Annotated in this window: 2 protein-coding genes and 1 pseudogene; 2 read left to right on the top strand and 1 reads right to left on the bottom strand. The window is 73.2% G+C overall.

Going from position 1 to position 3,093, the window contains the following annotated elements:
• Positions 1-178 precede the first annotated feature (178 nt).
• Positions 179-616, bottom strand: a complete 438-nt coding sequence (locus ACFV4N_RS41435) for a hypothetical protein (protein ID WP_499678169.1) — start codon at positions 614-616, stop codon at positions 179-181.
• Positions 617-876: 260 nt separating this feature from the next.
• Between ACFV4N_RS41435 and ACFV4N_RS41430 the strand changes: the two genes are divergently transcribed.
• Entirely contained in the window at positions 877-2,520 is a 1,644-nt protein-coding gene (locus ACFV4N_RS41430; protein WP_499678168.1) for a glucuronyl esterase domain-containing protein, read from the top strand.
• 212 nt (positions 2,521-2,732) lie between these two features.
• Positions 2,733-3,093: pseudogene (locus tag ACFV4N_RS41425) on the top strand (hypothetical protein); the annotation flags it as partial.

The following is a 3,093-nucleotide window of genomic DNA, read 5'->3' as shown; positions in this document are numbered from 1 at the left end:
GGGGGGGGCGGGGGGGGGGGGGTCGGCCGCGCCTTTGCGGCCGACACCCGGTCGTGCACCCGTGATGGTCTCGGGAGCCCCGCTCCACTGTGGCCCACGACGCCGCGGATCCACCTTGCGATCACCTTGCGATCGCCCGACGGCCGCGGCCGGGTCCACTGTGGAACCGGTCGGGCGGTCAGTCGCCGAACAGCAGCTTGGCCCACACGGTCGTACTCTCCGCGAAGGACACGACGCCCCACTGCCCGGCCAGGGCGTCGACCACGAGCAGCCCGGCGCCGGTGCGCCACGGCCCGACGTGGCGCACCGCGCCGTTGCGCACTCGCACGACGAGCGCGTCCGGCCGCCGGACCGGCGCCAGCTGGAGCACGTAAGGAGGCGCGCCGTACCGCCGGGCGTTGTCCAGCAGCTCGCCGACGACGGTCCCCACCAGCAGGACCTCCTCGGCGGACCGGCCGTCGACGTGCTCCCGCAGCCACCGCTCGACCTCGGCCCGGGGCGGGGAGTCCCGGTCGTCCAGGACCAGGGTCGCGGTGTCGTCGCGGGCGCTCATCGGCACCGCCCCGCCGTGCCGGGAGGGGCGGGGCGCGTGGGGGACGGCGAAGGCTCGAGGCACACGCGCGAGCATCCCACCGACCGGTCCCGGCGCACCTGACGATTGCCTTGCGGTCGCCCACCGGTCGCGGTCGCGGTGCGTGACCGGCGCTCCGCTCCCCTCTCGCGGCGGGGTGATGACCAAGTGAGACCGCACCGCAACTCCGGGTGCCCGGCGGCATTGACATGTTTCGACGGAGTGACCGAAACTTTAGGTCGTCGGCACTCGTGATCTTCGACCGCCGTCGTCGCCCCCACCACCCTGCTCAAAGGAGAGCTCTGATGATCAGATCGGGCCGCTTCAAGATCCGTTCGACGGTCGTCATACTCGCGACGGCGGCGCTCGCGGCCGCCGGAGCGGTCGTGGCCGCGGCGAACCCCACTCCCGCCGTGACGGCCGCCGGTGACGTGGGTGTGCTGGCGGTGGAGGACGACGGTGCGGACTGCCCGGTGTCGTTGCCGGGGTCGACGGCGTCGAACTCGCGGTTGCCGGACCCGTTCACGCGGATCAACGGCACCCGGATCGCCTCGAAGTCGGACTGGCGGTGCCGGCGGGCGGAGATCCGCGAGCTGGCCGAGCGCCACGTCTACGGCGACAAGCCCGCCAAGCCCTCCAGCGTCACCGGCACCGTCTCCAGTTCCAGCATCACCGTCAACGTCTCCCACAACGGCCGCAGCGCCGCCTTCTCCGCCGGTGTCCAACTGCCCTCCGGCACCGGCCCCTTCCCGGCCGTGATCGTCTACGGCGGCTTCGGCGGGGACACCGCCACCATCCGCTCCTCGGGCGCGGCGGTGATCAGCTTCGACCCGTACTCCGTGGGCCGAGAGGGCACGCCGCGCAACAACAAGCAGGGCGCGTTCTACAGCATCTACGGCAACACCAGCAGCACCGGCCTGCTGATGGCGTGGGCGTGGGGCGTCAGCCGCATCATCGACGTCATCGAGTCCAACGGCGGCAGCATCCTGCGCACCGACATCGGCGTCACCGGCTGCTCCCGCTTCGGCAAGGGCGCCTTCGCCGCCGGCGTGTTCGACCAGCGCGTCGCCCTGACGATGCCGATCGAGTCGGGCACCGCGGGCCTGCCGATCTACCGGGGTGTCAACGCCGAGGGCGGGCAGACCCTGTCCAGCGCCTACGGCGAACAACCCTGGTTCGGCGACGCCTTCGGCTCCTACACCGGCAACCCCAACGCACTCCCGATCGACACCCACTCCCTGGTCTCCATGGTCGCCCCCCGCGGCCTGTTCGTCATGGACAACCCCCACATCGCCAACCTCGGCCCACGCTCCGCGAGCGTCGCCGCACTCGGCGGAGCCGAGGTCTACAAAGCCCTCGGCGCGGGCAACAACCTGCTCTACCACTCCAACGTCTCCGACGGCACCCACTGCGCCAACCGCTCCGAATGGCGCACCCCGCTCCAGCAGGCCATCGGCAAGTTCCTCCGCAACACCGGCAGCTTCACCGGCGGCGTCCAGATGCACAGCAAGGCCACCGGCAACCTGTCGCAGTGGCGGGACTGGACCACCCCCACCCTGACCGACGGCCCCGGCACCACCACGACGACGACCAGCACCACCACCACGACCACGGACACGACCAGCACCACGACGACCACCACGGACGACCCGCCTGTCGGGGCCTGCACGGCGTCGGTGTCGGTGAACCAGTGGAACGGCGGTTTCGTGGCCACGGTGCGGGTCACCGCGGGCTCGTCGCCGCTCACCGGCTGGACGGTGGCCATGACCCTGCCGTCGGGCGCGAGCGTCACGAACTCCTGGAACACCACCCGGAGCGGCACCACCGGCGCGGTGCGGTTCGCCAACGTCAGCTTCAACGGCAACCTCGGCGCGGGCCAGTCGACCGAGTTCGGCTTCCAGGCCACCGGCAGCGGCACGGGGCTGTCCCCCACCTGCTCGGCCGCCTAGCGCCCGGTCACCGGCCCCGGTCGATCGACCGGGGCCGGTGACCGGGGGTTCTGCTAGGGTCCGCACCCGTGACGACGTGTTCGACCGCTTGGTGGCCCGCCTCCTAGGCGGCCCCTGCCCTCGAACCCACGACGGCCGCCTCGACGAGGCGGCCGTCGTCGTGTCGGCGCACCGAGGACCTCGTCGGGCGACCCCGACCGCGAGGAACCGCGATGACGCCGACCCGCTCCCCCCTCGGGGACCCCGCCACCGTGCTCGACCGCGCGACCCCGGACGCGCCGTTCCCGGACGCGCCGTTCCCGGGCGCGCGACCCTGGGCGACCCTGCTGTCCCGCCTGCTCGACCGCGAGGACCTCACCGGCGGCGAGGCCGCGTGGGCGATGAGCCGGATCGTCTCGGGCGAGGCGACGCCCGCGCAGGTGGCCGGCTTCGTGACGGCGCTGCGGGCCAAGGGCGAGACCCCGGCGGAGGTCGCGGGCCTCGTCGGCGCCCTCCGCGCCGGCGCGGCGACTGTCGACGTCCCCGGCACGACCGTCGACATCGCCGGGACCGGCGGCGACCGCACCGGCGTGG

This window comes from Actinosynnema sp. NPDC059797 (genome assembly GCF_042732085.1).
Taxonomy (GTDB): domain Bacteria; phylum Actinomycetota; class Actinomycetes; order Mycobacteriales; family Pseudonocardiaceae; genus Actinosynnema.
The sequence above is the reverse complement of the archived record's forward strand: the minus strand, read 5'-3'. Positions and strand labels throughout refer to the sequence as shown.